General features: G+C 70.8%; 22 protein-coding genes. 10 read left to right on the top strand and 12 right to left on the bottom strand.

Annotation, left to right across the window (positions count from 1 at the left end):
• Positions 1-20 precede the first annotated feature (20 nt).
• The 3 genes from ACFWYS_RS18915 to ACFWYS_RS18905 all read left to right on the top strand — a co-directional run bounded on the left by ACFWYS_RS18915 (position 21) and on the right by ACFWYS_RS18905 (position 7,176).
• Positions 21-752: a VIT1/CCC1 transporter family protein gene (locus ACFWYS_RS18915; RefSeq protein ID WP_384769753.1), complete on the top strand. Its 732-nt coding sequence runs from the start codon at positions 21-23 to the stop codon at positions 750-752.
• Between the two features lie 372 nt (positions 753-1,124).
• Positions 1,125-5,723, top strand: a complete 4,599-nt coding sequence (gltB, locus tag ACFWYS_RS18910; protein WP_384770165.1) for a glutamate synthase large subunit — start codon at positions 1,125-1,127, stop codon at positions 5,721-5,723.
• Complete coding sequence (locus ACFWYS_RS18905) at positions 5,716-7,176, top strand: glutamate synthase subunit beta (RefSeq protein ID WP_384769750.1); 1,461 nt, start codon at positions 5,716-5,718, stop codon at positions 7,174-7,176. Before gltB ends, ACFWYS_RS18905 begins: the two co-directional genes overlap by 8 nt.
• Before the next feature lie 128 nt (positions 7,177-7,304).
• Here the strand turns inward: ACFWYS_RS18905 and ACFWYS_RS18900 are convergent, their stop codons facing one another.
• From ACFWYS_RS18900 to ACFWYS_RS18875, 6 genes are all read right to left on the bottom strand, one after another.
• The gene (locus tag ACFWYS_RS18900; RefSeq protein ID WP_384769747.1) at positions 7,305-7,640 is read right to left on the bottom strand and encodes a YbaY family lipoprotein; all 336 of its coding nucleotides are present in this window, start codon (positions 7,638-7,640) and stop codon (positions 7,305-7,307) included.
• 22 nt (positions 7,641-7,662) lie between these two features.
• Positions 7,663-7,923, bottom strand: coding sequence for a hypothetical protein (locus ACFWYS_RS18895; RefSeq protein ID WP_384769744.1), 261 nt, complete (start codon positions 7,921-7,923; stop codon positions 7,663-7,665).
• Positions 7,920-8,198, bottom strand: a complete 279-nt coding sequence (locus tag ACFWYS_RS18890) for a hypothetical protein (RefSeq protein WP_384769741.1) — start codon at positions 8,196-8,198, stop codon at positions 7,920-7,922. The genes ACFWYS_RS18895 and ACFWYS_RS18890 overlap by 4 nt, the downstream gene beginning before the upstream one ends.
• Positions 8,199-8,242: 44 nt before the next feature.
• A complete protein-coding gene (legP, locus tag ACFWYS_RS18885) occupies positions 8,243-9,334 on the bottom strand; it encodes a Dot/Icm T4SS effector Zinc-dependent metalloprotease LegP (RefSeq protein WP_384769738.1) in 1,092 nt (363 codons plus the stop codon).
• 115 nt (positions 9,335-9,449) lie between these two features.
• The gene (locus ACFWYS_RS18880; RefSeq protein ID WP_384769735.1) at positions 9,450-10,355 is read right to left on the bottom strand and encodes a chitosanase; all 906 of its coding nucleotides are present in this window, start codon (positions 10,353-10,355) and stop codon (positions 9,450-9,452) included.
• On the bottom strand, positions 10,352-11,281 hold the full coding sequence (locus ACFWYS_RS18875; RefSeq protein WP_384769732.1) for a rhomboid family intramembrane serine protease: 930 nt from the start codon (positions 11,279-11,281) through the stop codon (positions 10,352-10,354). The genes ACFWYS_RS18880 and ACFWYS_RS18875 overlap by 4 nt, the downstream gene beginning before the upstream one ends.
• Positions 11,282-11,430: 149 nt before the next feature.
• On the opposite strand from ACFWYS_RS18875, the gene ACFWYS_RS18870 reads away from it, so the two are divergent.
• Positions 11,431-12,156: a vWA domain-containing protein gene (locus ACFWYS_RS18870; RefSeq protein WP_384769730.1), complete on the top strand. Its 726-nt coding sequence runs from the start codon at positions 11,431-11,433 to the stop codon at positions 12,154-12,156.
• Between the two features lie 83 nt (positions 12,157-12,239).
• Positions 12,240-13,889 (top strand): cytochrome bc complex cytochrome b subunit, encoded by a 1,650-nt coding sequence (locus ACFWYS_RS18865; RefSeq protein ID WP_384769728.1) that lies wholly within the window; start codon positions 12,240-12,242, stop codon positions 13,887-13,889.
• On the opposite strand, the gene ACFWYS_RS18860 is transcribed toward ACFWYS_RS18865, so the two are convergent.
• Both ACFWYS_RS18860 and ACFWYS_RS18855 read right to left on the bottom strand, forming a co-directional pair.
• Entirely contained in the window at positions 13,864-14,913 is a 1,050-nt protein-coding gene (locus ACFWYS_RS18860) for an acyl-CoA dehydrogenase family protein (protein ID WP_384769725.1), read from the bottom strand. The two genes, ACFWYS_RS18865 and ACFWYS_RS18860, sit on opposite strands and share 26 nt — an antisense overlap.
• Before the next feature lie 229 nt (positions 14,914-15,142).
• Positions 15,143-16,282, bottom strand: a complete 1,140-nt coding sequence (locus tag ACFWYS_RS18855) for an acyl-CoA dehydrogenase family protein (protein WP_384769722.1) — start codon at positions 16,280-16,282, stop codon at positions 15,143-15,145.
• A 72-nt stretch (positions 16,283-16,354) separates the two neighbouring features.
• Here ACFWYS_RS18855 and ACFWYS_RS18850 point away from each other — a divergent pair, with 72 nt between their 5' ends.
• From ACFWYS_RS18850 to ACFWYS_RS18840, 3 genes are read left to right on the top strand one after another with little or no spacing between them, the layout of a single operon-like run.
• Positions 16,355-17,140 (top strand): SDR family oxidoreductase, encoded by a 786-nt coding sequence (locus ACFWYS_RS18850; RefSeq protein WP_384769719.1) that lies wholly within the window; start codon positions 16,355-16,357, stop codon positions 17,138-17,140.
• Positions 17,141-17,155: 15 nt separating this feature from the next.
• A complete protein-coding gene (locus ACFWYS_RS18845; protein ID WP_272119133.1) occupies positions 17,156-17,794 on the top strand; it encodes a TetR/AcrR family transcriptional regulator in 639 nt (212 codons plus the stop codon).
• Positions 17,795-17,820: 26 nt separating this feature from the next.
• Positions 17,821-18,978 (top strand): acetyl-CoA C-acetyltransferase, encoded by a 1,158-nt coding sequence (locus tag ACFWYS_RS18840; protein ID WP_384769716.1) that lies wholly within the window; start codon positions 17,821-17,823, stop codon positions 18,976-18,978.
• Position 18,979: 1 nt separating this feature from the next.
• Here ACFWYS_RS18840 and ACFWYS_RS18835 read toward each other — a convergent pair whose 3' ends face one another.
• Genes ACFWYS_RS18835 through ACFWYS_RS18820 form a run of 4 tightly spaced genes read right to left on the bottom strand, consistent with a single transcriptional unit; the run spans position 18,980 to position 22,397 of the window.
• Positions 18,980-20,026: an NAD(P)H-dependent flavin oxidoreductase gene (locus tag ACFWYS_RS18835; protein ID WP_384769713.1), complete on the bottom strand. Its 1,047-nt coding sequence runs from the start codon at positions 20,024-20,026 to the stop codon at positions 18,980-18,982.
• Complete coding sequence (locus ACFWYS_RS18830) at positions 20,026-20,796, bottom strand: CoA-transferase subunit beta (protein WP_384770163.1); 771 nt, start codon at positions 20,794-20,796, stop codon at positions 20,026-20,028. Before ACFWYS_RS18830 ends, ACFWYS_RS18835 begins: the two co-directional genes overlap by 1 nt.
• Positions 20,793-21,638, bottom strand: a complete 846-nt coding sequence (locus ACFWYS_RS18825; protein WP_384769710.1) for a CoA transferase subunit A — start codon at positions 21,636-21,638, stop codon at positions 20,793-20,795. Before ACFWYS_RS18825 ends, ACFWYS_RS18830 begins: the two co-directional genes overlap by 4 nt.
• Entirely contained in the window at positions 21,639-22,397 is a 759-nt protein-coding gene (locus ACFWYS_RS18820; protein WP_384769708.1) for an enoyl-CoA hydratase family protein, read from the bottom strand.
• 54 nt (positions 22,398-22,451) lie between these two features.
• Here ACFWYS_RS18820 and ACFWYS_RS18815 point away from each other — a divergent pair, with 54 nt between their 5' ends.
• Positions 22,452-23,234, top strand: a complete 783-nt coding sequence (locus tag ACFWYS_RS18815; protein ID WP_384769705.1) for an SDR family oxidoreductase — start codon at positions 22,452-22,454, stop codon at positions 23,232-23,234.
• Between the two features lies 1 nt (position 23,235).
• Positions 23,236-24,141 carry an SDR family oxidoreductase gene (locus tag ACFWYS_RS18810; protein WP_384769702.1) on the top strand — a complete coding sequence of 302 codons (906 nt, stop codon included), beginning with the start codon at positions 23,236-23,238 and terminating at the stop codon, positions 24,139-24,141.
• The last annotated feature ends 144 nt before the right edge of the window (positions 24,142-24,285 follow it).

Here is a 24,285-nt window from a genome sequence, read left to right as displayed (position 1 = left end):
GAACCTTCTGGGGGACCCGCATGGCCATCATCGAGACCGAGGCCGCGCTGCACGAGGCGCACCGTGACAACCACACGCACCGCGATGTGAACGGCGGCTGGCTGCGCCCCGCCGTCTTCGGCGCGATGGACGGGCTGGTCTCCAACCTCGCCCTGATGACCGGTGTCGCGGGCGGTGCGGTCAGTCACCAGACCATCGTGCTGAGCGGGCTGGCCGGGCTCTCCGCCGGCGCCTTCTCCATGGCCGCGGGTGAGTACACCTCCGTGGCCTCGCAGCGCGAGCTCGTCGAGGCCGAGCTGGAGGTCGAGCGGCGGGAGCTGAGAAAGCACCCGAAGGACGAGGAGGCCGAGCTCGCCGCCCTCTATGAGGCGCGGGGCGTCGAGCCGGAGCTCGCGCGGGCCGTCGCCGAGCAGCTCTCCCGCGATCCCGAGCTGGCCCTGGAGATACACGCCCGCGAGGAGCTCGGCATCGACCCCGGCGATCTGCCCTCGCCGATCGTCGCCGCCGTCTCGTCGTTCGGGTCGTTCGCGCTGGGCGCGCTGCTCCCCGTACTGCCTTATCTGCTCGGGGCGACGGCGCTCTGGCCTGCCGTACTGCTCGCGCTCGTCGGGCTGTTCCTGTGCGGTGCGGTCGTGGCCAGGGTGACGGCGCGGAGCTGGTGGTTCAGCGGGCTGCGGCAGCTCGCGCTCGGGGGTGCCGCGGCCGGTGTGACGTACGCCCTGGGCAGCTTGTTCGGAACGGCCGTAGGATAGTCCGAATGGAACTTATGCGTTGGGCCGCATAAGTAGCCGTTACTCGCTGGTTTCGGATGCATGACCACGGGGCATGAGCCGTAAGCGCTGTGGGCAATGACGCCTGGGGCGCACTCGCGGGATGGGCGACGACGCCCCCTCCGCCCCCTCGGACCGACAGACATAGACCTGTCTCACTCGGTCCCCACATACTTCAAGCCACGTGCGCGGGACCCCCGCCGCAAGCCGTGGCGTCCGCATGCTGGAACGGAGTATCCCGGTTCCCGAGAACCGTTCCATCATGTAACCTGCACGAAATTTTGCGATCACGCAGAGGGCCAACGTCGTCCCTCGGCACCATGCATATGCCACATGACGACGACGGGAGAGCCGATGCGTACGCCGCGCCAGCCGTCCCAGCACTCCACGAATGGCCAGAACTGGTCGTTCATGGATGCTCGCCCTGCTGCGCAGGGTATGTACGACCCCCGCAACGAGCGCGACGCCTGTGGCGTCGGGTTCGTGGCCACCCTCACCGGCGAGGCGAGCCATGCGCTGGTCGAGCAGGCGCTCACCGTTCTGCGCAATCTCGAACACCGCGGTGCCACCGGTTCCGAGCCCGACTCGGGTGACGGTGCGGGCATCCTTTCCCAGGTGCCGGACGCCTTCTTCCGCGAGGTGGCCGGGTTCGAGCTCCCCGCGGCCGGTGGCTACGCCGTCGGTATCGCCTTCCTGCCGGAGGAGGGGACCCAGGACGTCGTCTCGCAGATCGAGACGATCGCGTCCGAGGAGGGTCTCACCGTCCTCGGCTGGCGTGAGGTTCCCGTCGCCCCCGAGCTGCTCGGTGCCACGGCCCGCTCGACGATGCCGGCCTTCCGGCAGATCTTCGTCACCGACGGCGCTTCGGAGGGCATCGCCCTCGACCGCAAGGCCTTTGTGCTGCGCAAGCGCGCCGAGCGCGAGGCCGGCGTCTACTTCCCGTCGCTGTCGGCCCGCACGATCGTCTACAAGGGCATGCTGACCACGGGTCAGCTGGAGCCCTTCTTCCCGGACCTGTCCGACCGCCGCTTCGGTTCGGCCGTCGCCCTCGTCCACTCGCGCTTCTCGACGAACACCTTCCCGTCGTGGCCGCTGGCGCACCCGTACCGCTTCGTCGCGCACAACGGTGAGATCAACACCGTCAAGGGCAACCGCAACTGGATGGTCGCCCGCGAGTCGCAGCTGGTCTCGGACCTGTTCGGCTCCGACGACAAGGCCCTGGACCGCATCTTCCCGGTGTGTACGCCGGACGCCTCCGACTCGGCGTCCTTCGACGAGGTCCTGGAGCTGCTCCACCTCGGCGGCCGCTCCCTGCCGCACTCCGTGCTGATGATGATCCCGGAGGCGTGGGAGAACCACGACTCCATGGACCCTGCCCGACGCGCCTTCTACCAGTACCACTCCACGATGATGGAGCCCTGGGACGGCCCGGCCTGTGTCACCTTCACCGACGGCACCCAGGTCGGCGCCGTGCTCGACCGCAACGGTCTGCGCCCCGGCCGCTACTGGGTCACCGACGACGGCCTCGTCGTCCTCGGCTCCGAGGTCGGCGTCCTCGACATCGACCCGGCGAAGGTCGTCCGCAAGGGCCGCCTGCAGCCCGGCAAGATGTTCCTCGTCGACACCGCCGAGCACCGCATCATCGAGGACGACGAGATCAAGGCCGCCCTCGCCGCCGAGCAGCCGTACGCCGAGTGGCTGGAAGCCGGCGAGATCGAGCTGTCCGACCTGCCCGAGCGTGAGCACATCGTGCACACGCACGCCTCGGTCACCCGCCGCCAGCAGACCTTCGGCTACACCGAGGAAGAGCTGCGCATCATCCTCGCGCCGATGGCCAAGACTGGCGGTGAGCCGCTCGGCTCCATGGGCACCGACTCGCCCATCGCCGCGCTGAGCGAGCGCCCGCGCCTGCTCTTCGACTACTTCACCCAGCTGTTCGCGCAGGTCACCAACCCGCCGCTGGACGCCATCCGCGAGGAGCTCGTCACCTCGCTGAACTCCTCGCTGGGCCCGCAGGGCAACCTGCTCGACCCGACGGCCGCCTCCTGCCGCTCGGTCACCCTGCCCTTCCCGGTGATCGACAACGACGAGCTGGCCAAGCTCATCCACATCAACGCCGACGGCGACATGCCCGGCTTCAAGGCCGCGACCCTCTCCGGTCTGTACCGGGTGCACGGCGGCGGCGACGCCCTCGCCGCGCGCATAGAGGAGATCTGCGCCGAGGCCGACGCCGCCATCGAGAACGGCGCCCGGCTGATCGTCCTGTCGGACCGTCACTCCGACGCCGAGCACGCACCGATCCCGTCGCTGCTGCTCACCGCGGCCGTCCACCACCACCTCATCCGCACCAAGCAGCGCACCCACGTGGGCCTGCTGGTCGAGGCCGGCGACGTCCGCGAGGTCCACCACGTCGCCCTGCTGATCGGCTTCGGCGCCGCCGCGGTCAACCCGTACCTGGCGATGGAGTCCGTCGAGGACCTGGTCCGCGCGGGCACCTTCCTGTCGGACATCGAGGCCGAGCAGGCCATCCGCAACCTGATCTACGCCCTCGGCAAGGGCGTCCTGAAGGTCATGTCCAAGATGGGCATCTCGACGGTCGCCTCCTACCGCGGCGCCCAGGTCTTCGAGGCCGTCGGTCTCGACGACGCCTTCGTGGAGAAGTACTTCAACGGCACGGCCACCAAGATCGGCGGCGTCGGCATCGACGTCATCGCCAAGGAGGTCGCCGCCCGCCACGCCAAGGCCTACCCCGCCTCCGGCATCGCTCCCGCCCACCGCGCCCTCGACATAGGGGGCGAGTACCAGTGGCGTCGCGAGGGCGAGCCGCACCTGTTCGACCCGGAGACGGTCTTCCGCCTCCAGCACTCCACGCGCACCGGCCGCTACGACATCTTCAAGAAGTACACCGAGCGCGTGAACGAGCAGTCCGAGCGACTGATGACGCTGCGCGGGCTCTTCGGCTTCAAGTCGGACCGTCCCTCGATCTCCATCGACGAGGTCGAGCCGGCCAGCGAGATCGTCAAGCGCTTCTCCACCGGCGCCATGTCGTACGGCTCCATCTCCAAGGAGGCGCACGAGACCCTCGCCATCGCCATGAACCAGCTGGGCGGCAAGTCCAACACCGGTGAGGGCGGCGAGGACCCGGACCGTCTGTACGACCCGGCGCGCCGGTCCAGCATCAAGCAGGTCGCCTCCGGCCGCTTCGGTGTCACGTCCGAGTACCTGGTCAACGCCGACGACATCCAGATCAAGATGGCCCAGGGCGCCAAGCCCGGCGAGGGCGGCCAGCTGCCCGGCCACAAGGTCTACCCGTGGGTCGCCAAGACGCGTCACTCGACGCCCGGCGTCGGCCTGATCTCCCCGCCGCCGCACCACGACATCTACTCCATCGAGGACCTGGCCCAGCTGATCCACGACCTGAAGAACGCGAACCCGCAGGCGCGGATTCACGTCAAGCTGGTCTCCGAGGTCGGCGTCGGCACGGTCGCGGCGGGTGTGTCCAAGGCGCACGCGGACGTCGTCCTGATCTCCGGTCACGACGGTGGTACGGGTGCCTCCCCGCTGACCTCGCTGAAGCACGCGGGCGGTCCCTGGGAGCTCGGTCTCGCCGAGACCCAGCAGACGCTGCTGCTCAACGGCCTGCGCGACCGCATCGTCGTACAGACCGACGGCCAGCTGAAGACCGGCCGCGACGTCGTCATCGCCGCGCTGCTCGGCGCCGAGGAGTTCGGTTTCGCGACCGCGCCGCTCGTCGTCTCCGGCTGCATCATGATGCGCGTCTGCCATCTGGACACCTGCCCGGTCGGCATCGCCACCCAGAACCCGACGCTGCGCGACCGCTTCTCCGGCAAGGCCGAGTACGTCGTCAACTTCTTCCAGTACATCGCCGAAGAGGTCCGCGAGATCCTCGCCGAGCTGGGCTTCCGCACCATCGAGGAGGCCGTCGGCCACGCCGAGACGCTCGACGTGACCCGCGCGGTCGACCACTGGAAGGCCCAGGGCCTGGACCTGGCCCCGCTGTTCCACGTGCCCGCGCTGCCCGACGGCGCGGTGCGCCACCAGCTGATCGAGCAGGACCACGGCCTGGAGAAGGCGCTCGACAACGAGCTGATCAAGCTCGCCGCCGACGCGCTCGCCGCGGACTCCGCGACCGACGCCCAGCCGGTGCGCGCCCAGGTCAAGGTCCGCAACATCAACCGCACGGTCGGCACCATGCTCGGCCACGAGGTGACGAAGAAGTTCGGTGGCGCGGGCCTGCCCGACGACACCATCGACATCACCTTCACGGGCTCCGCCGGCCAGTCCTTCGGCGCCTTCCTCCCGCGCGGTGTCACGCTGCGCCTGGAGGGCGACGCCAACGACTACGTCGGCAAGGGCCTCTCCGGTGGCCGCGTCGTCGTCCGCCCGGACCGGGGCGCCGACCACCTCGCCGAGTACTCGACCATCGCGGGCAACACCATCGCCTACGGCGCGACCGGCGGCGAGCTGTTCCTGCGCGGTCGTACGGGCGAGCGGTTCTGTGTCCGCAACTCCGGCGCGACGGTCGTCTCCGAGGGCGTGGGCGACCACGGCTGCGAGTACATGACCGGCGGTCACGCGGTGGTCCTCGGCGAGACGGGCCGTAACTTCGCGGCCGGTATGTCCGGCGGTATCGCGTACGTCATCGACCTCGACCGCGACAACGTCAACGTCGGCAACGTCAGCGCCGTGGAGGCCCTCGACGACACCGACAAGCAGTGGCTGCACGACGTGGTCCGCCGCCACCAGGAGGAGACCGGCTCCACGGTCGCCGAGAAGCTCCTGGCCGAGTGGGACACCGCCGTCGAGCGCTTCAGCAAGATCATCCCCAGCACGTACAAGGCAGTGCTCGCCGCCAAGGACGCCGCCGAGCAGGCGGGACTCTCCGAGTCCGAGATCACCGAGAAGATGATGGAGGCGGCGATCAATGGCTGACCCGAAGGGCTTTCTGAACCACGGCCGCGAGGTCGCCAAGTCCCGCCCGGTCGACGTGCGTCTGAAGGACTGGAACGAGGTCTACGTCCCCGGCTCCCTGCTGCCGATCATCAGCAAGCAGGCCAGCCGCTGCATGGACTGCGGCATCCCGTTCTGCCACAACGGCTGCCCGCTGGGGAACCTGATCCCCGAGTGGAACGACTACGCCTACCGCGAGGACTGGTCGGCCGCGTCCGAGCGCCTGCACGCCACGAACAACTTCCCGGAGTTCACGGGCCGTCTGTGCCCGGCCCCGTGCGAGTCGGCGTGTGTGCTCGGCATCAACCAGCCGGCCGTGACCATCAAGAACGTCGAGGTCTCGATCATCGACAAGGCGTGGGACAGCGGTGATGTCGAGCCGCAGGCCCCGGAGCGCCTGTCCGGCAAGACCGTCGCCGTCATCGGCTCGGGCCCCGCGGGCCTGGCCGCCGCCCAGCAGCTCACCCGGGCCGGCCACACCGTCGCCGTCTACGAGCGCGCGGACCGCATCGGAGGCCTTCTCCGGTACGGCATCCCCGAGTTCAAGATGGAGAAGCGGCACATCAACCGCCGTATCGAGCAGATGCGCGCGGAGGGCACCCGCTTCCGCACCGGCATCGAGATCGGCCGCGACCTCAAGGCGACCGACCTGAAGAAGCGGTACGACGCCGTCGTCATCGCCGCCGGCGCCACGACCGCCCGTGACCTCCCGGTCCCCGGCCGTGAGCTCAAGGGCATCCACCAGGCCATGGAGTACCTGCCCCTGGCGAACAAGGTGCAGGAGGGCGACTTCGTGGCGCCCCCCATCACCGCCGAGGGCAAGCACGTCGTCGTCATCGGCGGTGGCGACACCGGCGCCGACTGCGTGGGCACCGCCCACCGCCAGGGCGCGGCCTCCGTCACACAGCTGGAGATCATGCCCAGGCCGGGCGAGGACCGTGCCGCGCACCAGCCGTGGCCGACCTTCCCGATGCTGTACAAGGTCACGTCCGCGCACGAGGAGGGCGGCGAGCGGGTCTACTCCGTCTCCACCACCCACTTCGAGGGCGACGAGGACGGCAACGTCCAGTGGCTGCACCTCACCGAGGTGGAGTTCATCGACGGCAAGCTGACCCCGAAGCCGGGCACGGAGCGCAAGATCCCCGCCCAGCTGGTCACCCTCGCCATGGGCTTCACCGGCACCGACCGGGAGAATGGCCTGGTCGAGCAGTTCGGCCTGGACCTCGACGAGCGCGGCAACATCGCCCGCGACGCCGACTTCCAGACCAACGTGCCGGGCGTCTTCGTCGCCGGTGACGCGGGCCGCGGTCAGTCGCTCATCGTGTGGGCGATCGCGGAGGGCCGCTCGGCCGCCCGCGGCACCGACCGCTTCCTGACCGGCGCCAGCGACCTGCCGGCCCCGATCAAGCCGACGGACCGCTCGCTGATGGTCTGATCCGGAGCAGCACAGGATCACCGAGAACGTCCCGTACAACGGCGTACGGAACACAGACGGCGCCTGCCCCTTGTCCCCGACCGGACGAATGGGCAGGCGCCGTCGCCTTTCTCGGATGGTCGCGTTTCTCAGATGGCTCGCAGCCGCACGGTCACCGGAGCCGCTTCGTCCGGCACGGGCAGCGACTCCACGGTCAGTGCGTCACCGCTCTCCACGACCCCGCTGCCCGACCGGTCGAGATGCGCGTCCACCACGACCCGCCGTCCCGGCGTCCAGTCCGCCGACAGCCGGAAGGGCACGGCGATCGTGCCCTCGCCGTCGTACGAGACGCCCTGGACGGTCACCGCGAGCTCCCGCGAGGGCGCGTCCGCGAGCGTCACGTCCAGGACCCGCACCCGCAGGACCGCCTCCGGGAAGGCGCCCAGGTCGGGAGTGAGCAGTACCCGTCCGGAAACCGTCGTCATGTCGCTGCTGTCGTCATGTCTCTCAGGAGTTGAGCACGGCGTACCGCGCCTCGATGTCGACCGGCCCGCCGGTGAGGTTGCGGATCTCGATGAAGTACTTGATCAGGTTGCTCGCCTGACGGTCCATCTGGATCTTCCACTCGACCTGGGCGTTGCCGTCCACCATGGGCCACGTCGGTACGACCGTCCAGTCGACCCGCCACGCCTCCGGCCAGCTGTGTGTGAACCAGCGGCGGCTGGTGTTCGCCGGTACCTGTCCGCGGAACTGCACTCCCAGAATCATGACTCTCCCCCCTTGGGGGCCTCGGGCGCGGCCCCGCCGTCCTGCATGCTCTCCACGGCCGGGACGCCCGCGACGCCCCCGCCGTCCTGTGCCGCGCCCAGCGGCGCGTATCCGGCGCCGGCGAAGTCGGGTCCGCCGATGCCGCTGCCGGTCCCGCTGACGGGTGTTCCCGCCGGTGCGCCCGGTGCCCCGGCGAGGTCCGGCGCCGGACCCGCGTCGACCGCGTCGGCCCAGCCCGCGGGCAGGGACTCGCCCGGCATTCCGATCGGTTGCATGGTTCCCCCTGTTTCTCGGATCGCGTGGTGTTTCCCGGACCCTGTCAGGTCGCGTTGGCGCCCCAGCCCAGCACGTCGTAGCGGGCCTGGATGTCGACCGGACCGCCGGTCAGATTGCGGATGTTGAGGAAGTACTTGAGCAGTCCACCTGACTGCCGGGTCACCTGGACCCAGGACTCGATCTGCGCCTCCCCGTCCACCACGGGCGCGGTCGGCACGACCGTCCAGTGGACGTACCAGTGCGCCGGCCAGCTGTGCGTGAACCAGCGCCCGACCTGCCCGGCCGCGACCCGCCCCGTGAACTGCACACCGGAGAACCGCGCCGGCGACTCCAGGGTGGCGTACATCGTGCGTACGGCGAGACAGTCGCCGGGGCTCAGGCCCTGCCGCTGGCCGATCTCGATGTTCTGCCGGGGCACGATGGTGTCCTGGCCGTTGGCGGAGAACGCCCAGCGCGGGTAGTGCATGATCGAGTGGTAGTCGTAGGCGCCGACGTCGTCGCCGTCGGTGATGTGCTGGTTGAAGTTGTGGGCCATGCCCTGCTGGATGTTGGCCCAGTGGATGGTGACGAACTGGTCCCGGTCCTCCCGGCTCTGCTCGTGCCAGAGCCCGACCGCATGCCCGATCTCATGGATCGCGGCGCCCAGTTCGCAGCCCTGGCCCAGCGTGATCTGCTGGACGTTGCCCCGCCGGCCCACGGCCGAACTGCAGCCGCCGCCGGGCACGAACCGGATGAAGTCCGGGTACTGCGCCGCGTTCTGGGGCGTGCGCTGCACGAAGCGGATACGGGTGTTGCGCACCCAGTGGTCGATCGCGCCGGTCACCCGGGCCTGGTCGGGCAGCGCCGGGTCGATCTCGTACGGCACCAGGCCGTTCACCCAGCGGAACTGCTGGCCGGGCAGGATGACCCCGTTCTCCTCCAGCGCCACCGCATGTTCGACGGAGATCTGCTTGGACTCGATGAGGTCGAGGACGATGTCGCCCTCGAACACGGGCTGCCCGTCGACCTCGGTGTACTGGACCGCCTTCGGCCCCTTGCCGGCCAGCTGGACGAGACCCGCCAGCACCTCCGGTCCGACCTGGTAGGGCCCGAACCCCGAACCGGCGGCGGCCGGTTCGGCCGTTTCGGCTGCCATGGCGTCCCCCTTGTTTGACGTTGTTCCCCCTTGGGGTGATTAACGTCGATGAGACGCCATCTTTCGTCAATGGCGGGCGGAGGCGGCTTTTGTCTCGTACGTCTGGCCAGGGCGACTAGGGCACCTTGTACGTCTCCCCGTACACCTGCCACACCAAGGGAGTGGCGAGCTTGAAGTTGCCGTCGTAGAGGAACCGGCGCTGGGCGGTGTCGATGCGCGTGGTGTCGATGTCCTGCTTCTTCTTCCGCATCGCCTTCTCACGGACGTCCAGGAAGATGTCGAGGTACGCCTTCTCCGAACCGCCCTCGGACGGGGAGTTCGCCTCCCGCAGGGCGCTCTCGCGCAGGCCGTAGAAGCTGGCGGCGTTGGTGCCGGGGCCGTGGAAGACCATCGCGTCGTAGTAGACGAACTGGCCCAGCGTGCCCAGGCCGTCGAGCTTGGCGAGCCGGACCGCGGGGTCGAAGTACACGCGGTCGCGTTCGGCGTCCTGCGCCTCGCGGAAGGCGGCGACCTTCGCCTCGGCCTTCCAGGCGGCGGTGAAACCGGGGTCCAGGCCCTCGTGGGAGTCGGTGCCGTCGACCTTGCGCAGGGCGGGCAGGTACTGCGCGAGACCGTTGCCCGGGTGGGCCTTGGTGTAGCGCTCGACCAGGGTGAGCAGATCGTGGGTGCCGGTGCAGAAGCCGATGATGCCGGCCGTGTAGCCCTGACCGTCGCCGATGTCCTCGATGTAGCCGTAGGCGCCGCGCCAGTTCAGGGTGGAGTTCTCGGCGCTGGCCACGATCTGCTGCGCCAGCTCCTTCTCGGCCGGGTCCGCCAGCCCCGGCGGCAGCTGCGCGATCAGCTTGTCGTCCGCCGCCCGCTCCTGCTCGGCCCGGCTCTTGGCCTCCTGACGGGCCTGCTGCCGGGCGTCGGTGACGGTGGGCCCCGCGGGGCTGTCGGAGTCCGTGGGGCCCAGGAAGTAGGCGGCCGCGGTGATGGCGACGGGGACGGCCGCGAAGAGCAGGATGCCGGTACGTCTCACTGGGGCACCCCGCCGCCGGCCAGTTCCGAGGCCCTGGCCACCGCGACCGCCGCCAGCAGCGCCAGCAGGCCCACGCAGGCGACCGCCTGGATCAGGGCCTGCCGGGGCCCTCGCGGGGTGTACGCGTAGGCGAGGGTGACCGCGGCTCCCGTCAGCAGTCCGCCGAGGTGGCCCTGCCAGGAGGTGATGCTCGCCGAGAGCACCAGCCACAGCAGCAGGAACACCATGAACCGGTTGACGGAGCGCATGTCGGCGCCGACCCGGCGGGCGAGGACGTAGTAGGCGGCACCGAGACCGAAGATCGCGCCCGACGCGCCGAGCGACTCCGCATGCTGCTCGGTGAACAGCAGCTCGAAGACCGAGCCGCCCAGCGTCGCCAGCAGATAGAGCGCGAGGTACCGGACCCGGCCCAGCATGGGCTCCACGACCCGGCCGAGCTGCCACAGCGAGAGCATGTTCATCACGACGTGCAGCAGCCCGAAGGTGCCCTCGGTCGGCGGCAAATGGAGGAACCCGCTGGTCAGCAGCCGCTCCCACTGCCCGGCGACCACTCCCTCGGCGTGGAAGTCCGAGGGGTACCCCGGGTCGTAGACGTAGTAGCCGCCGTCCGGGCCGACCATCCGCGCGCCGAGCATCGCGAACCGGTCCACGATCTCCGGGCGCACCAGCTCGGCCACATAGGCGAGGACGTTCAGGCCGATGAGCACCGAGGTCACCAGCGGCGTCGCCGAGATCCGGCCGCCGACGATCGTCCGGGCCTGCCGCACCGACCGGGCGCCCTCCTTCACGCACTCCACGCACTGGTGGCCGACGGCCGCCTCCCGCATGCAGTCCGGGCAGATGTAGCGCTCGCAGCGCGTGCAGCTGACGTAGGACTCCACCTTGGGATGGCGATAGCAGGTGGTGACGGTGGACTCGGACTCCACGGCCGGCTCCTCGATGGGGACTGGATGAACGGTGAGCCGGTGGGGGCGGCGCCGAACAAAATAACCAATGCCCGGGGACGGAGGGAGAGGCGGGGCCACGGTGTCGTAACCTCGGCAGCCGGACAGGTGCGTCAAGGGGGAAACAGGACATGGCCGCGATCAGTCTCAGCAAGGTCGAGGAGACCGCGCCCGCGCTGGTCGGTCTGTACAAGAGCGCCGGGGTCTCGCTCCGGAAGAACGGGCTGGACGGGGTGCGGGCCGCGGTCTACCTGGTGGTCGACTACTCCGGGTCGATGAAGCCGTACTACAAGGACGGCAGCGTGCAGGCGCTCGCCGACCGGGTGCTGGGGCTGTCGGCGCACTTCGACGACGACGGGACCGTGCCGGTGGTGTTCTTCTCCACCGACGTCGACGCCGAGACCGAGATCGCGCTGGCCGACCACCAGGGGCGGATCGAGCGGATCGTGGCCGGGCTCGGGCACATGGGCAAGACCAGCTACCACCTGGCCATGGACGCCGTCATCGACCACTACCTGGACAGCGGCTCGACGGACCCCGCCCTGGTCCTGTTCCAGACCGACGGCGGCCCCATCAACAAGCTCGCCGCGGAGCGCTACCTGTGCAAGGCGGCCCGGCTCCCGCTCTTCTGGCAGTTCATCGGCTTCGGCGACCCGGACAGCAAGCAGTTCGACTATCTGCGGGGGCTCGACGAGCTGTCCGTCCCGCACAAGCGGATCGTCGACAACGCCGGGTTCTTCCACGCCGGTTCGCAGCCGCGCAAGGTGTCCGACGCCGAGCTGTACGACCGGCTGGTCGGGGAGTTCCCTCAGTGGCTGGCGGCGGCGCGGGCCCAGGGGATCGTCCCGTCGGCCTGACCCGTCGACCGCTTGCCCGCACCGTTGGCCCGGCCCCTGGGGTCGTGTCACCCTGAGGTGATCCGACGGGAAGGCGACGACACATGGACGGCGCACGATCGGGGAACGAGTCAGCGGCGGCCCGGCGACCGGCTCCGCCGGCGAAGGGCGAGAAGATCGCCGACTGGGCCGACGGACGGCTCGGTATCTACGCCCTGGCCAAGGCCAATATGCGCAAGGTCTTCCCGGACCACTGGTCGTTCATGCTGGGCGAGGTCTGCCTCTACAGCTTTCTCGTCCTGATCCTCACCGGCGTCTACCTCACCCTGTTCTTCGAGCCGAGCTCCAACGAGGTCGTCTACAACGGCACCTACGAGCCGCTCAACGGCATCCTGATGACCAGGGCCTACGAGTCCACGCTCGACATCAGCTTCGATGTGCGCGGCGGGCTGCTCATCCGGCAGATCCACCACTGGGCGGCGCTGGTCTTCGTCACCGGCATGCTGGTGCACATGATGCGGGTGTTCTTCACCGGCGCCTTCCGCAAGCCGCGCGAGCTGAACTGGCTGTTCGGCTGGACCCTGCTGATGCTCGGCATCATCACCGGCCTGACCGGCTACTCCCTCCCCGACGACCTGCTCTCCGGCACCGGCCTGCGGTTCGCCCACGGCGCCATCCTGTCGATCCCAATCGTGGGGACGTACGTGGCGTTCTTCCTCTTCGGCGGGGAGTTCCCCGGCGAGGACTTCATCGCCCGGCTCTACCCGATCCACATCCTGCTGCTGCCCGGGATCATGCTGGGCCTGGTGGTCGCCCATCTGATCCTGGTCTTCTACCACAAGCACACGCAGTACCCCGGCCCCGGCCGCGATCAGAAGTCGGTCGTCGGGATGCCCTTCCTGCCGGTGTACATGGCCAAGGCGGGCGGCTTCTTCTTCCTCGTCTTCGGCGTGCTGGCGTTCATGGGCGGCGTGGCGAGCATCAACCCGGTGTGGGCCTTCGGGCCCTACCGGCCGGACATGGTCACCACGGGCGCCCAGCCCGACTGGTATCTCGGCTTCTCCGAGGGCCTGATCCGGGTGATGCCGGGATGGGAGATCAACCTCTGGGGCCACACTCTGGAACCGGGCGTCTTCATCCCCTTCTCGCTCTTCCCGCTGATCCTGCTCGCGCTCGGCGTGTATCCGTTCATCGAGGCGTGGGTCACCGGCGACAGACGCGAGCACCACATCCTCGACCGGCCCCGCAACATGCCGGTGCGCACCGGCCTCGGCGCGGCCTGGCTGAGTCTGTACGCGGTGCTGCTGATCGGCGGCGGCAACGACGTCGTGGCCACGCATCTGCATCTGTCCATCAACGTCATCACCTGGTTCGTGCGGATCGCGGTCTTCGTCGTGCCCGTCGTCACCTTCACCGTGACCAAGCGCATCTGTCTCGGGCTGCAGCGCCGGGACCGGGCCAAGGTGCTGCACGGCCGGGAGACGGGCACCATCAAGCGGCTTGCGCAGGGCGAGTTCATCGAGGTCCATGAGCCGCTCACCCAGGGGCAGCTGTTCACCCTCACCCAGCACGAGCAGGATCCGCCGTACGAGGTCGGCCCGCTCGTCGACGCGAACGGCGTCCGGCGCCGGGTCGCACGGACCAAGCGGATGCGGGCCCGGCTGGCGAAGGCGATGTTCGGGCCCACCACCCGGATCCCCAAGCCGACGGAGGAGGAGTACCGCGAGGTCACCAGCGGCGATCACCACCACTGAGCACCTCGGCCCGGCACACGTCCGGGCTGCCCCAGGCGGTGCGCAGGGCGCGGGCCTTGGTCAGCCAGAGCGACAGGTCGTACTCCGCCGTGTAGCCGATCGCGCCGTGCGACTGGAGTGCGGTACGGGCGGTGGCGTACGCCGCCTCGCACGCCGTGACCTTGGCGGCCGCGATGTCGGCGGGCGCCATGGTGAGCGCGGCGCCGAAGACCAGGGGCCGGGCGAACTCCAGGGCGATCTTCGCGTCGGCCAGCCGGTGCTTGACGGCTTGGAAGGAGCCTATGGCCGCGCCGAACTGACTGCGCTGCTTGACGTAGGTGACGGTCCTGTCCAGCAGGGCCTCACCGACGCCGAGGGCTTGGGCGGCGGTGGTGAGACGGGCGTACGCGAGGGCGTCGGCGGCGGGCCCGACGATCTGCGGACCGGTGGCGAGGAGCTCCCCGCCGGGAGGGAGCGGGCAGAGACGGCGGGCCGGGTCGAGGGAGAGGCGGGGGGTGCCGGGGGCGGGCGCGGGGGCCAGGCGCAGCTCGGGTGCCTGGCGGCCGGTCCCGGCCGGGCCTGCCGCCGGCCGCATCGGGACATCCGCCGAGATCGCCGCCCCCGACACAGCCAGCCGTATGTCCGCCGCGTCCGCGTCCAGGGCATGACCGGCGTGCGCCAGCGTCACCATCGCCTCGCCCGCCCCCAGCGCGGGCAGGAGCCGCTTGGCCGGGCCGGGCTCCGGTATCCCGGCGAGGAGCGCCGCCGCCGCGACGGTCTCCACCAAGGGACCCGGCACCGCGTGACGCCCCAACTCCACGAAGGCGACGACGAGTTCCACCGGCCGGGGGCCCAGCCCCTCGTACGCCTCGGGAACGGCCAGCGCGAACACCCCCGCGTCGGCGATACGCGACCACAACGCACGGCCCTTCTCATGCTCGCCCCGGCTCCAGTCCCGTATGACCGACGGCGTGTCCGCAGCCGCCAGCATCGCGCCCAGCGAGCCGGCGAAGGCCCGCTGCTCGGCGTCGAGGAGGAAGCGCATCAGCGGGGTCCCTTCGGGGAGGGGCGAGGGGGCGCTGGTGGCGAGGGCGGCGCCGATGGTGCCGGCTGTGACCGCGGCGCGGCTGGTGCTGGCCGTGAGGACGGCGCTGGCGGCGGCGTCGGCGAGGGCGGCAATGGCGGAGCAGCCCCCGTCGCCATCGGCACCGCACCTCCCGCACCCCCGGCGTCCATCTCGGCACCCCTCCCCGCGCCCGCGCAGCCCTCCCGCATCAGCGTCGTCCCTTCGGCAGGCCCAGCAGGCGTTCGGCGATGATGTCGCGCTGGATCTCGTTGGTGCCGGCGTAGATGGGGCCGGCGAGGGAGAAGACGTAGCGCTCGGACCAGTCGGTGTCGGCCAACTCGCCCTCGGCGTCCAGTAGATCGAGGGCCGTCTCGTGCAGCGCGATGTCGTACTCCGACCAGAAGACCTTGTTCAGGCTGGACTCCGGACCGATCGTGTCGCCGTCCAGGAAGCGGGAGGCGGCGGCGAAGGTGAAGAGCTGGTAGGCGCGGGCGCCGATCAGGGCGTCGGCCACGCGGGCCTTCGTGCTCTCCGGGCTGCCCTGGGCCTGCCAGAGACGGTGGAGGCGATCGGCGCTCGCCAGGAAACGGCCGGGGGAGCGGAGCATCAGCCCTCGTTCGTTGCCCGCCGTGGACATCGCGATCCGCCAGCCCTGGCCGGGCTCGCCGATCACGTCCTCGTCCGGCACGAACACCTCGTCCAGGAACAGCTCGGCGAAGGCGGGCTTGCCGTCGAGGCGGGCGATCGGGCGGACGGTGACGCCGGGGGCGCGCAGGTCGAACATCAGGTAGGTCAGGCCCTGATGGGGTTTCGGGGTGTCCGGGTCGGTGCGGAACAGGCCGAACGCGCGGTCGGCGAACGCGGCACGCGAGGACCAGGTCTTCTGGCCGGACAGCAGCCAGCCACCGTCCGTGCGCACGGCCCTCGACCTGAGCGAGGCCAGGTCCGACCCCGCCTCCGGCTCCGACCACGCCTGCGCCCAGATCACCTCACCGGTGGCCATGGACGGCAGCACCCGCGCGCGCTGCTCCTCCGTGCCGTGGTCGAAGAGGGTCGGGGCGAGAAGGCTGACGCCGTTCTGACCGACGCGTCCCGGTGCGCCCGCCGCGTAGTACTCCTCCTCGAACAGCAGCCACCGCACGATCGTGGCGTCCCGCCCGCCGTACACGGTCGGCCAGTTGACCACCGACCAGCGGTCCGCGGCCAGCTCGGCCTCCCACCCACGGTGTGCCGCGAACCCCTCCTCGGTCTCCAGGGAGGGGAGCGGATTGGACGGCACATGCGCGCGCAGCCAGCCACGGGCCTCGGCGCGGAACGCCTGGTCGGCGGCGGAGTGGGTGAGATCCACGGTCGCCCTTCCCTCCTCTGCGAGCCCTACGAGTTCTTCCCTAACAAGTGTTTGGTAGGTTAGCGTGCTGCTATGACAAACGTCGAGGCGCCGACGTACGTTCCCGGGCACGGACTGCTCCGCGGACGCACCGCCGTCATCACCGCGGCGGCCGGCACCGGCATCGGCGGGGCGACCGCGCGCCGCTTCCTCGAAGAGGGCGCCCGTGTGCTGATCAGCGACGCGCACGCGCGGCGGATCAAGGAGCACGAGGCGGAGCTGGCCCGGGAGTTCGAGGGCGCGGTGACGTCGCTGGTCTGTGACGTCACCGACGAGACACAGGTGCAGGCCCTGTTCGACACCGCCGTGCACGAGCACGGCCGGCTCGACGTGGTCGTCAACAACGCCGGCCTCGGCGGCACTTCGCCGCTCGTCGACATGACCGACGAGCAGTGGTCGAAGGTCCTCGACGTGACCTTGAACGGCACCTTCAGATGCACCCGCGCCGCCCTGCGCCGGATGCGGGACACCGGCGGCGGCGTGATCGTCAACAACGCCTCGGTCGTCGGCTGGCGCGCCCAGGCCGGGCAGGCGCACTACGCCGCCGCGAAGGCGGGGGTGATGGCGTTGACCCGGTGCGCGGCGGTCGAGGCCGCCGAGTACGGGGTGCGGGTGAACGCCGTGGCGCCGAGCCTGGCCATGCACCCCCACCTGGCCAAGGTGACGACCCCGGAACTGCTGGAGGAGCTCACCGCCCGCGAGGCCTTCGGGCGGTACGCCGAGCCCTGGGAGGTGGCCAACGTGATCGTCTTCCTGGCGTCGGGCTACTCGTCGTACATGACCGGGGAGATCGTCTCCGTCAGCAGCAGGCATCCCTAGGACGACAATGGACCCGTGCCGACCAAGAAGAAGCCCCAGGTGACCGCCGCCGGAAAGCCCGCGGCCGGCGCCGCTCAGGCCGCCCGGCGCCGCGAACTCCTCGACACCGCCGCCGAGGTCTTCGCCGAGCAGGGCTACAACGCCACGACCGTACGCAAGATCGCGGACCATGCGGGCATGCTCGCGGGCAGCCTCTACTACCACTTCGACTCCAAGGAGTCGATGCTGGAGGAGATCCTGCGGACCTTCCTCGACGAGCTCTGGGGCGGCTACGACGCCGTCCTGGGCGCCGAGCTGGGACCCCGCGAGACCCTCGAAGCCATGGTCACCGAGTCGTTCCGGGAGATCGACCGGCACCGCGCCGCCGTCGCGATCTACCAGAAGGAGAACAGGCAGCTGGTGGCTCAGGAGCGGTTCGCGTTCCTCGCCGAGTCGCAGCGCAGGTTCGAGAAGGCGTGGCTGTCCACGCTGGAGCGCGGGGTCGCCGCCGGGGTGTTCCGGTCCGACCTCGACGTCCGGCTCACCTACCGGTTCGTGCGGGACACGGTGTGGGTCGCCGCGTCCTGGTACCGGCCCGGCGGACAGCACAGCCCGGAGGAGATCGCCCGGCAGTACCTGTCGATGGTGCTGGACGGGATCGCCGTACGCACGTAACCCACTGTTCCCACCGGGGAGTTGCCATGGCCGAGGCCTACATCGTCGAAGCGGTCCGTACGCCCGTCGGGCGGCGCGGAGGAGGACTCAGCGGGGTCCATCCGGCCGACCTGGGCGCGCATGTGCTCAAGGAACTCGTGGCGCGGGCGGGGATGGATCCGGCCGCCGTCGAGGACGTCGTCTTCGGCTGTCTGGACGCCGTGGGGCCGCAGGCCGGCGACATCGCGCGGACCTGCTGGCTGGCGGCCGGGCTGCCCGAGGAAGTGCCGGGCGTGACCGTGGACCGGCAGTGCGGGTCCTCGCAGCAGGCCGTGCACTTCGCGGCGCAGGGCGTGCTGTCCGGCACCCAGGACCTGGTCGTCGCGGGCGGCGTGCAGAACATGTCGATGATCCCCATCGCCTTCGCCACCCGGCAGGCCGCCGAGCCGCTCGGCCTCACGGCGGGGCCCTTCGCGGGCAGCGAGGGCTGGCGGGCGCGGTACGGGGAGAAGCCGGTCAACCAGTTCGTCGGCGCCGAGATGATCGCCGGCAAGTGGGGGATCACCCGGCAGGACCAGGAGGAGTTCGCGCTGCGCTCGCACCGGCGGGCGCTGCGGGCGATCGACGAGGGCCGCTTCGGGCGGGAGGTCGTGCCGTACGGGCAGGTCGCCGTGGACGAGGGGCCGCGCCGGGACACCTCGCTGGAGAAGATGGCCGGGCTGAAGCCGGTCCTGGACGGCGGCACGGTCACGGCGGCCTGTTCCTCGCAGGTCTCCGACGGCGCGGCGGCGATGCTGCTGGCCTCGGAGCGGGCGGTGCGCGAGCATGGGCTCACGCCCCGGGCCCGGGTGCACCATCTCTCGGTGCGCGGTGAGGATCCCATCCGCATGCTCACCGCCCCGATACCGGCCACCGCCCACGCCCTGAAGAAGACCGGCCTGACGATCGACGACATCGACCTCGTGGAGATCAACGAGGCCTTCGCGCCGGTCGTCCTGGCCTGGCTGAAAGAGACGGGCGCGGACCCGGAGAAGGTCAATGTCAACGGCGGCGCCATCGCGCTGGGCCACCCTCTGGGCGCGACCGGCGTGAAGCTGATGACGACCCTCCTGCACGAACTGGAGCGCACCGGCGGCCGGTTCGGGCTCCAGACCATGTGCGAGGGCGGGGGACAGGCGAACGTGACGATCATCGAACGGCTGTGAGTCAGCCGTACCCGAGGCGCTCCCGCACCTCCTCCGCCTCCTTCATGATCCGTTCCACCAGCTCCCCGCACGACGGCAGGTCGTCGATCACTCCGGCGACCTGCCCGGACGCCATCACGCCCAGGTCCGTGCGGCCGTCCACCATGGACGCCTTCAGCAGCATCGGTGTGTTCGCGGCGAGCAGGACCTGGCTCCAGGTCAGGTCCTTGCCGTGCCGAAGGGCCCGGCCGTCGAGGAGCATGCGGCGCCAGCTCGTGCCCGAGAGCCTCCGGTAGCCCGCCGCTCTGCGGACCGCCTGGAGGAGGGCCCGGGCGCGGCCGGAGCGCTCCAGGGCGTCGACCAGGTCCGTGCGCAGCATGCGGTGGGGCAGGCCGTCCACGGCCCGGGTGACGGTGACATCCCGTACGGTCGCCGCCAGATACCGCGCCTTCACCGCGTCCGGCACCGTCGAGTCCGAGGTCAGCAGGAAACGCGTGCCCATGGCGACGCCCGCCGCCCCGTAGGCCAGCGCCGCGACCAGCCCCCGTCCGTCGAAGAAGCCGCCCGCCGCCACGACCGGTATCTCCACGGCGTCGACCACCTGCGGCAGCAGTACCGTCGTCGCCACCTCACCGGTGTGCCCGCCACCCTCCCCGCCCTGCACGATCACCGCGTCCGCGCCCCACGCCGCGACCTTCTCGGCATGCCGCCGGGCACCGATCGAGGGGATGACGACCACGCCCGCGCCCTTGAGCTCGGCGATCAGCTCACGGGAGGGCGCGAGTGCGAAGGACGCGACCCGGACCCCCTCGTCGATCATCACGCGGACCCGGTCGCCGGCGTCCGAGGCGTCCGCCCGCAGATTCACCCCGAACGGCGCCTGCGTACGGGACTTGACCTCCCGTATCGCCTCACGCAGCCGGTTGACCGACATCGTCGCGGAGGCCAGGATGCCCAGCGCACCCGCGTTCGCCGTCGCCGAGACCAGCCGCGGTCCCGCCACCCAGCCCATGCCCGTCTGCACGACCGGGTGGCGGACCCCGACCAGCCGGGTCAGCGCCGTCTCCATCAGACACCGACCTCCCTGGCGCGGGTGTTCCCCGGGTCGAGCACCTCGCGGATGAGCCGGAGCTCCTCCGGGGTGGGCCGACGAGTCGGGGGCACGTCGTCCGGGACGGCGAGTTCGAAGGAGGTCGCCTCCCTGACCTGCTCCGGCGTGACGCCGGGATGGAGGGAGACCGGCCGCATCGAGCGGTCGGGGGTGTCGAAGTCGAAGACGCCCAGGTCGGAGACGACACGGGGAATGCGGTGGTACCGGGCGGCGTCGCCCACGTGGTCGTATCCGACCCCGCACACCATGTCGACCTTCTCGACGAAGACCCGCCGGGAATGCCTCGGGACCCAGTAACTGGTCGGATTGTTGAGGGTGTTGACCGGCGCGCCCCGCACCCCCAGCAGCTGGCGCTTCGGCCTCGCCCAGTCGCCGACGCACGAGATGTTCTGGTTGCCGTACCGGTCGATCTGGCTCGCGCCCATCATCACGTGCCGACGGCCGCCGGTGACCAGGGCGAGGTGTTGCCGGTACGGCAGCCAGCCCTCGACCGTGCCGTCCGGCGCGACGAGCATCGCCTCGCCGTCGGTCAGCAGCAGCTCTGGCGAGAAGGTGCGGCGGGCCAGCCGGGCGCCGATGGACGGGATCAGGCCCATGGGACTGGCCAGCACCTCCCCGTCGTCCCGCCAGGCCTCGGCGCAGGCGATCACGCAGTACTCGGCGCGGGTCACCTCCGTGGACTCGGTGTGGCTGACTTCCGTGGACTCGGTTCGGCTGACGTCCCTCATGACCTCCACGACCCCTCCCTGACCGCCGACCGGTACGCCTGCTCGTCCCCGCCGAGGAACCGCGCCGCGAACTCCCGCCAGGGCGTGGTCGCATACGCCTTCTGGAAGGCCTCGTCCCGGCCGTAGTCGGGCGCGCACGACGTGAAGTGCGCTCCGTTCGGGGCCTCCACGACCCCCGTGACCGTGTGCCGCTTGATCAGCAGCGACTGCGGGGGCGCCTCCTTCGTCAGCTCGGCGGTGTCGACGATCCGTTCGCACGAGACGTACGCGGTGTCCGCGGCCTCGCAGAAGAGGTCGTCGAAATAGGGGTCGGGGCCCAGGTACTGGCCGTTGCCCTGCCGGTCGGCGCGGTTGACGTGCACCAGGGCGGCGTCCAGGCGCAGGGCGGGCACGGCCACGAACGTCTCCCCGTCGTCGTACGGCGAAGTCACCGTCCGCAGACCTGGGTTGACCCGCATGACGTCCGAACCGATACCGGCCCGCACCGGCAGGAACGGCAGCCGGTTCGCGGCGGCGTGCAGTCCCCACATGAACATCGCCTCGTCGATCTCCATGAGCTCGAAGGCACCGCTCTCGCGGGCCGCGCGGTAGTGCGGTTCCAGCGGGATCGAGTCGAGGGTGACGAAGGGGGTGACCAGCTTCCGGATACGTCCGGCGGCGGCGAGCATGCCGACGTCGGGGCCGCCGTACGCGACGATCGTGAGGTCGGTGAGGCCGGCGCGCAGCAGCGCGCGCACCAGGGCCATCGGCTTGCGGCGCGAGCCCCAGCCGCCGATGCCCAGGGTCATGCCGCTGCGCAGCCGGGACACGACCTCGTCCGTGGTCGTCGTCTTGTCGCTCACTCAGCCACCGTCCCTTCCGAAGGTGTCGCGGACCCGGTCGGCCACCCCGCTCAGGCCCGCCTCGAAGGTGAAGCCCTGCTCGAAGCGGTAGCTGCGGCGCACGTCGACCGGGTCGATGCCGTTGATCGCGGCCTTGGCCAGGCGCAGCAGCTGCCCGTCCTTGGCGGCGATCTCGCGGGCCAGCTCCAGTGCGGCGGCCCGCAGTTCCGCGCGCGGTACGACCCGCCACACCGAGCCGTGCGCGTGCAGCTCGGCCGCGGTCGCCGTGCGCGAGGTGTAGTACAGCGCGCGCATCAGGTGCTGGGGGACCAGCCGGGCCAGATGGGTGGCCGCGCCCAGCGCGCCCCGGTCCAGCTCGGGCAGCCCGAAGGTGGCGTCCTCGCTCGCCACGATCGCGTCGGCGTTGCCCACCAGGCCGATACCGCCGCCCAGGCAGAAGCCGTGCACCGCCGCCACGACCGGCACCTCGCAGTCGTACACCGCGGCGAAGGCCTCCGCGCAGGCGCGGTTGACGCCGGTCAGCGCACCGTGGCCGTCCCGCTGCAACTCCTTGATGTCCACGCCCGCGTTGAACCCGCGCCCCTCGGCCGCGAGGACGACACACCGGATCTCCGGGTCGCGCCCCGCCGCCCGCACGGCGTCGGCCAGGGCGAACCAGCCGTCCACCGGCAGGGCGTTCACCGGAGGGAAGTCGACCGTGACGACGGCGATTCCCGCTTCTTCGGACCCCTTTTCCGGGGACGAGGTGGAGACACCCATGGCCGCATCAGCTACCTTTCCACCAAACGTTTGTTAGGTGAAGGGTAGCCGTGCATGGGGCTGGACGGGAAGGTCGTGGTCGTCACAGGCGGTACGCGCGGTGTCGGCGCGGGGATCGCCAGAGCCTTCGCCGAGGCGGGCGCGGAGGTTGTGGTGTGCGCCCGCAGGCCGCCCGAAGTCCCCTTGGCGGGCGTCGAGTTCAGGCCACTCGACCTCCGTGACCCGGGGGCCGTACGGGCCTTCTTCGCGGCCCTGCCCCGCCTCGACGTCCTCGTCAACAACGCGGGTGGCACACCGTACCGGCGGTTGACGGACGCGGACGCCGAGCGGCACGCGCGCGTGATCGAGCTGAACCTCGTCGCGCCGCTGACGGCTTCCCTGGCGGCCTACGAGCAGCTGAGGCGGGTGCGGGGCTCAGTGGTGATGATCGGGAGCGTCAGCGGCGGCCGGCCGTCGCCCGGGTCGGCGGCGTACGGCGCCGCGAAGGCCGGGCTGGAGGGCCTGGCCCGCTCGATGGCGGTGGAATGGGCGCCGGAGGTGCGCGTCAACACGCTGGTCGTCGGCATGGTCCGCACGGAGCTGTCGCACCTCCACTACGGCGGCGCGGACGGCATCGCCGGTGTCTCCCGCACCGTCCCGCTGGGCCGCCTCGCCGAGCCCGCCGACATCGGCGCGGCCGCCGTCTTCCTCGCCTCCGACGCCGCCGCCTACATCAGCGGGGCGAGCCTGCTCGTGCACGGCGGGGGTGAGCGGCCCGCGTTCCTGGATGCCGCGACGGTCAACAAGGAAGAGACGGTCAACGAGGAGGAGACGGTCAACAAGGAGAAGGGGGCATGACATGAGCCGGATGTGTGAGGGGCGGGTCGTCGTGGTCACCGGCGCGGGGCGGGGGCTGGGGCGTGCGCATGCGCTGGCCTTCGCGGCGGAGGGGGCGAAGGTCGTCGTCAACGACCTCGGGGTCGGCCTCGATGGCACACCGGGTGCCGACAGCCCTGCCGGACAGGTGGTCGAGGAGATCCGTGCCGGGGGCGGCGAGGCGATCGCGCACGGCGGCGACGTCGCGACGAGCGCCGGGGCGGTGTCCCTGGTGGCGGCCGCGCTGGAGGCGTACGGCCGCCTCGACACCCTCGTCAACAACGCCGGGTTCCTGCGCGACCGGATGCTGGTCAACCTCGACGAGGACGACTGGGACGCGGTCGTACGCGTCCACCTCAAGGGCCACTTCCTTCCCCTGAAGCACGCGGCCGGGCACTGGCGGGCGGAGGCGAAGGCGGGGCGCGTCCCGAACGCCCGGATCGTCAACACGAGCAGCGGGGCAGGGCTGTTGGGCTCGCTCGGGCAGGGCAACTACAGCGCCGCGAAGGCCGGCATCGTCGGCCTGACCCTGGTCGCGGCGGCCGAGCTCGCCCGCTACGGCGTCCAGGTCAACGCGATCGCCCCGGCGGCCCGCACGCGGATGACGGAACGCACCTTCGCGGAGTCGATGGCAGCACCCGGAGCCGGCTTCGACGCGATGGCCCCGGAGAACGTCTCCCCGTTGGTCGTCTGGCTGGGCTCGGCCGCGAGCGAGGGCGTGACGGGCCGGGTCTTCGAGGCGGAGGGTGGCCGGATCACGGTCATGGAGGGGTGGCGTGCGGGGCCGACGGCGGACAAGGGGGCGCGGTGGACGCCGGGGGAGGCGGGGGAGGCGACGCTGAAGCTGTTGGGGGAGGCGGGGGTGCCGGGGGCGGTGTACGGAGCGTGAGGTGATTGCGCTTTTCAGCCCGCCCGGCGTTTGAGGACGAGGCCCGTCAGGGGCCGAAGCGGGGGTCTGGGGGCGCAGCCCCCAGAGATTGGACGGGTAGGGGCGGCGGGGGCGAGAAAAACCCTACCTGTCGCACTCCAACAC

Source organism: Streptomyces sp. NPDC059010, assembly GCF_042740355.1.
In the GTDB taxonomy this organism is placed as follows: domain Bacteria; phylum Actinomycetota; class Actinomycetes; order Streptomycetales; family Streptomycetaceae; genus Streptomyces.
The sequence above is the reverse complement of the archived record's forward strand: the minus strand, read 5'-3'. Positions and strand labels throughout refer to the sequence as shown.